The organism is Clostridium sp. (genome assembly GCF_016650095.1).
In the GTDB taxonomy this organism is placed as follows: domain Bacteria; phylum Bacillota; class Clostridia; order Clostridiales; family Clostridiaceae; genus Clostridium_AD.
This window is the reverse complement of record NZ_JAENWL010000259.1, coordinates 1-5,559: the sequence shown is the minus strand read 5'-3', so window position 1 is coordinate 5,559 and position 5,559 is coordinate 1. Positions and strand designations below refer to the sequence as shown.

The 5,559-nt window shown below is 33.5% G+C and carries 6 protein-coding genes; all 6 read right to left on the bottom strand.

Annotated elements, in window-relative coordinates:
* Window positions 1-236, bottom strand: a 236-nt coding sequence (locus JJE11_RS13815) for a hypothetical protein (RefSeq protein ID WP_291636576.1), incomplete at its 3' end; no start/stop codon positions are given.
* A 13-nt stretch (window positions 237-249) separates the two neighbouring features.
* Complete coding sequence (locus JJE11_RS13810) at window positions 250-1,446, bottom strand: phage major capsid protein (protein ID WP_291636574.1); 1,197 nt, start codon at window positions 1,444-1,446, stop codon at window positions 250-252.
* A 1-nt stretch (window position 1,447) separates the two neighbouring features.
* On the bottom strand, window positions 1,448-2,197 hold the full coding sequence (locus tag JJE11_RS13805) for a head maturation protease, ClpP-related (protein WP_291636573.1): 750 nt from the start codon (window positions 2,195-2,197) through the stop codon (window positions 1,448-1,450).
* 21 nt (window positions 2,198-2,218) lie between these two features.
* Entirely contained in the window at window positions 2,219-3,391 is a 1,173-nt protein-coding gene (locus JJE11_RS13800; RefSeq protein ID WP_291636571.1) for a phage portal protein, read from the bottom strand.
* Between the two features lie 21 nt (window positions 3,392-3,412).
* Window positions 3,413-5,074, bottom strand: coding sequence for a terminase TerL endonuclease subunit (locus JJE11_RS13795; protein WP_291636569.1), 1,662 nt, complete (start codon window positions 5,072-5,074; stop codon window positions 3,413-3,415).
* Window positions 5,061-5,372, bottom strand: a complete 312-nt coding sequence (locus tag JJE11_RS13790) for a hypothetical protein (protein WP_291636567.1) — start codon at window positions 5,370-5,372, stop codon at window positions 5,061-5,063. The genes JJE11_RS13795 and JJE11_RS13790 overlap by 14 nt, the downstream gene beginning before the upstream one ends.
* Window positions 5,373-5,559 lie beyond the last annotated feature (187 nt).

Sequence of the window (5,559 nt, the reverse complement as noted above, 5' to 3'; positions counted from 1 at the left end):
TCACTAGCAAAATTCTTTTCAAACATTTCTAGGGCTTGGCTGTTCGCATATCTTACATAATCAAATAATAATGATCTGGCATCATCCTCAATTATAAATTCAAGAGGCACCCCAGCAATTACTTGCAAGCGTGCCATCCCTCTTTTTATCATACCAGTTAAATTACTATCAGTTAATTCATCAACCCATGTTATGTGTAAATACGCCCTTATAGCTTCTAATAATCCTATAGGCATTTAAATCACCTCTCTAAACTTGTTCTTTAGTTTTAACGATATTAGTTACTGCTACTTCTAATACTGCTGCTGTCATTCCTGTTATGTCTGCAAGTATAAACGCATTATCATCAAGTGCTTTACCATTTCCAAGCAACTTAGTGAGGTAAACTCTTTGATCTTCTAAAAATCTAAACTCATCAGAAAACTCAATTTTACCTTCTTTAGCCCCTGAACCGATTCCCATTAAATACTTAGCTGCTAATCCAAATACTGCTGTTCCCTCTGTTACTGCTACAGATTGGATTATCTGTGTTGGGTAAGGTAATACATTGTAATTATAAGTACCATCTAGTGCTCTTATAGTTGTATTTGGGTACACCCTTGTAAAGTAATCCGTTGGATTAACAAGCATTAATATTTCTGCAACTGGTCTTTGCTTTCCGTTTGGTGCTTTTGAAAGTTTTGCAGCTATTGCGCCAAATGTTACCGGGTTAAGATTAGATACAACTAATAAAGTTTTAAGGGGATAAACACCGCCAGTAACAACCACGTCATCAGCCACACTTCTGTTCATTCCGATAGGCATATTTAATCCAGTACCATTTACAATTGCTTCTTCTAATGCTAGTGCAATTGCTTCACTCAATACTCCTCTAATATATGCATCTATCCATTGTGGTCCAACTGCGAGCATGTCTTTCGAGATAGGCATAAATGCAGATAACTTGCAAAGAGTTAAATCCATAGTTCCAATTGCTCCGCTTAATTCTGCGGTAATTGCACTATTAATAGGACCCCATATTGCAAGTTGAGCACCTTGTTTATTGACGATCATTTTAGTTAAGATTGTTGAGTTGGTGAAATTGATTGCAGCTAATAACGGATGAGCTTCTTTAATATCTGCAATTACATTATCAATTATTGTTTCAGGATATGCGGTTGGAAGAGTCGTAAAGGCTTGTCTTGGGTCTGCTGATTTCATAGCACCAATTATGCCCATATAGAATTTGTTTTCCTCTGCGGTCAATTGGTGTACACCACGTTTAGCTAAAATGCTTACGTCTTGTGTTTGTTGATATGTCTTAAATTCTTCTGTTACATTTTGTTGCACACCTTCTGCAAATGCGGTTAAAGCCATTGCTATAGCATTTTCGTCTGTGGATTTCATCGCCAACCCCAAGCTATCTTTTAATTCTTGCATAATTAAATCTTTGTTTTTAATTGTCATATTATTTTGCCTCCGTATTTTTATTTGTGAAAGCCATCATTAATCTTTCAGCATTGGTTTTTTGTACTATTAATTCTGGTGGAACTTCTAAAGCTGGTTCATGTTGTTCTATTTCAAACTTCATTGCTGTTTTGAATCTTTGTTTAGCTACTGCAATTGCTGTATCTTCTTTGCCTGTTATTTCATCACATAAACCATATTGCAGACATTGTTCAGCATTGAGCCAAGTTTGTCCATCTAGTAATTGTTTAAGTGTTTCTGCGGTTAGTTTATCGCCTGCTTTATCAATATAACTTGAACAACTAGCACTATCGATAACCTCAACATCATTTGCAGCCTTTCTTAGTTCTTCGGCATTTCCAAACACACCCATAGCCGCATGATGTATCATCATTAATGTATTTGTACCCATTACTACCTTGTCACCAACCATAGCTATTACACTTGCAATACTACAAGCAAATCCATCAATGAATACTGTTTTTTGTGCTGTATGTCTTTTTAAAAGGTTATAAATTCCTAGTCCTTCTTTGACTTCACCGCCATAAGAGTTAATGTATATATTTATTTGCTTTATATCTTTAGCATTCTCAAGTTGGCCCTTGATGTAATTTGCAGACGTTTCGCTTTCAATAACTTCGCCAGTCATCCATGACATACCATCGCCTTCAACATCATCATATATATATAAATCAATACTTCCTGGTGCCACTGCTTGTTTAATTATAAAATTGGTTTTTGCTTTTGCCATTTTTTCACCTCCTCTCATTCTCTACTTAGTAACCGTAGTAACTGTAGTTTCTTGTCCTAATGTTTCAATCTTTTGATAGTTTTTAGTGATTACATGTTGTGTACTCCAAGGTGTATTCAATGCCACATCTCCCGACTTTACTCTTAATTCGTCTATAGAATATCCGCCACTAGCAATAAGCTTATCAAACGCTGTTGATATGCTAAATAAATCAATATGTTTTATAGTAGTTGTATCAATTCGCATGTAGTTCCCTGCTAAATATGCGACCTTCCCATAATTTTTGCGGTTATTTTCTTCGCCTATCATATCAACTAGTGGGTCAACGCAAAACGTGAGGTAATTATCAGTTGTTGCCCCTATGTCTGCTATGTCTCCACGCAATAATGCTGGTGGTATTTTAAAAGCTTGTCCAGTTCTTTCAAATATTTCTTTTGTTATAACTGCAATATCTGCAATTTCACTAGTTGATTTCTTGCTACCTTCTCCACCTTTTTCCTCATACTTATATCCTTTTTCCAGAGGTAGTACTGCATTTTCAGATTCAAAGTATTTCTTAAACCTAGTATTCATGAGCACTTCTAATTTGCTTTGAAAATCTTTGTTACCACTTGCTGTTGCATCAATATCAAGTATGCCCTTACGTCCACCACTACGGCTATATTTCCCTATAGACATATTCAATAGGTCATTATATCCCGCTATTAGGTTGCTTAATAATGCCCTTATATCTGTATTCCCTAGTTTATAATAGTAAACTTCACCCATGTTATACACTTTATTAAAAGACATTGTACCACTAGTAATATTGCTGAATGTATTTTCCGTTACTGCAAATTCTTCTTGATAAAAGCTATCTGCAATTATTAGTTGTTCACCAATCGGTAATACTAAACATTCACCATTAAATAACAATTTAGAAATAAATCTTTGTTGAAACTGACTAGAGTTTTCATTTACGTTTGGTTCAATATTCCACTTATAATAAACATCACCTTTAAATTCAACGTACTTCATATAAGTTTTAAATTCACATTTTGAAATACTACTAGCTATTAAATTAATTGCAGAATATATCGCAAAGATCTCTATTGCTAGTTTTTGTTCTGATGAAATTGCTGTTGCTGTCATGTTTACTGTAGTTTCTCCTATACCTAAAAAACTTTTCATCCAATTTATAAAGCCGATACTCATATATTTTTATCTCACCTCCTCTCAATACGAATAGCAATCAAGATCAAGTTCAACTACATCGCCACTATCAATTAGATCTATTCCACCTGCTGCCATTGCTGCAACAAATGCTTTAAATCCATCTGTTTTTCTACTTTTAGGCTCAATTTTACCGTATGAAATATTGTCATGTGGTTCTGGTTTTTTACTCGTATTATTTGTATACCAACGCATTAGTGGATTATCTCCCCATACTATAGAATGCTTAACAAATAAACTATTAACGGTAGGGGCTATCATCATTTCATTACTAGGCCTTATTATGCTAATATTATTAGCCCCACCCTTATCTACATCAAACCCAACTTTTCTAAGTGCTTTTTTTAATACACTATATCTATATAAATCCATTCCTAAAGTTGTTATATTATATTTTAATGCCTGTTCTGCTAACCATTCGGCAGGTAGATCAGGTGATATTTCTACATCGTCAACCATATCTAATAACCCCATTCTTTCCCACTCTAGTAATGGAGCTTTAATTCTTCCTAAATCATTACATTTTTTACATACCCAAGTATGAGTTAGCCAATAATAAATACCTTTATATAGAAATAATAAACCAACACTTACAAAATCTGTTGTAAATGCAAAATCTATTCCAGCGGTACAAGTCATGCCTTCTAAATCTGGTATTAATTTATTTGTCGCTAGTATATTTTCCCATTCGGTTACTTCAACATCAACATCACCTGCTGGCAAATTCATGCGCTTAGTCATAAACGCAGAATTATTAATAGAATCTTTTTTATAATCTATATATTCCTTATTTATTTCTACTAATAAATCTTCATTAAAACGCAAACTTGGGTTTGCTTTATCCCACATCTTAGGGTTATTAACTTCATCCTTATTATCTAATCTACAAATAAATGATAAAGTTCCATTATCATCTTCGGCACCTTTCAAAACATCTAACGCAGTAATCAGCATACTATCTAGTACGCCCTCTCTTACGTCACCCTGCGTTGTAATTGTAGTTGTCCTTGGATTCTTCTTTTTACCTAGTCCAGTTTTAAATACATTGATTATTTTAAAATTTTCAAAGAAGTGGACTTCATCATAGTCAACTTTTCCCTCTCGTCCACCATCTTTCGTATTAGCATTTGATGTTCTAAATCTTAATTTAGATCCAGTTTTTAAATTTGTTATTAATTCCTTGGTCCATGTAAAATGGCTTTTAAGTTTTTGTTTATTATCTTCTAGTACTTGCCAAACATCATCAAAACTTGTTTTAGCTTGATCCTCTGAATTAGCACAAATACTTATGTGATAAAATCTTACTGGATTATAGTCACTTATCAAGCAAAAATCTTCAAAGCTTAAATAACCATTCTTACCAGCTCCACGTCCAACCATTATAAATAAGTCAGGCCATCTTAATACTTCGCCCTCTTTTTTAAATGTACAGTTATGAAGGGTAAAACAAAATACCTCCCAATCAAATAATTTGAAAGGAAAGTATTTCTGCAAACTTAAATATTTTTTTAAAAGTTCTTCATCAACATATAAGCTTTCTTCTTGAAAGCATTTTTCCACATAATCTATTAGTTGAAATTGTTCTTTGCAAACTTCAATTGTTCCACTACGTACTAAATCAATATAGTTTTGAATTTCTGGAATTAGCTTTTTACATTTCGTCATCAACATCATCACCTATAACGTCGTCAGTTGTCAGTCCCATTTGCTTAAGTATTGCGAGTTTTTGTTTGCTAAACGTTACAGCGTTTTTTAAGTTTTCATTTTCCTTTATAATCATAAATCCACTTGCAGACTTTGCTTTATAAGATCGCCCGCGTGTTTTTACATCTTCTTGCATACTCTGTTCCTCATTAAAATAAAACATATAATCATCAATTAAAGATAAAAAGTAATCTGTTGCTGCTTTTTTATTTTCAAGTTGTCTGATTAATGACTCTTTAACTTCAATCTCATTTTTCATAATTTCAAAATTTTCTCCTTTCGCTCAGATTTTTCTCACACGCGCAATATTTCTCTTTTGTCTTATACCCTTACCGTTTCCCAGTATCTCTGACCGCTTTCCAAATTTTTCGACCGGGGGGTAGCTATTACTACCATCTTTCAACGTTCAATTGCTTTTTATATTTAATAGTATGATGTATCTGATA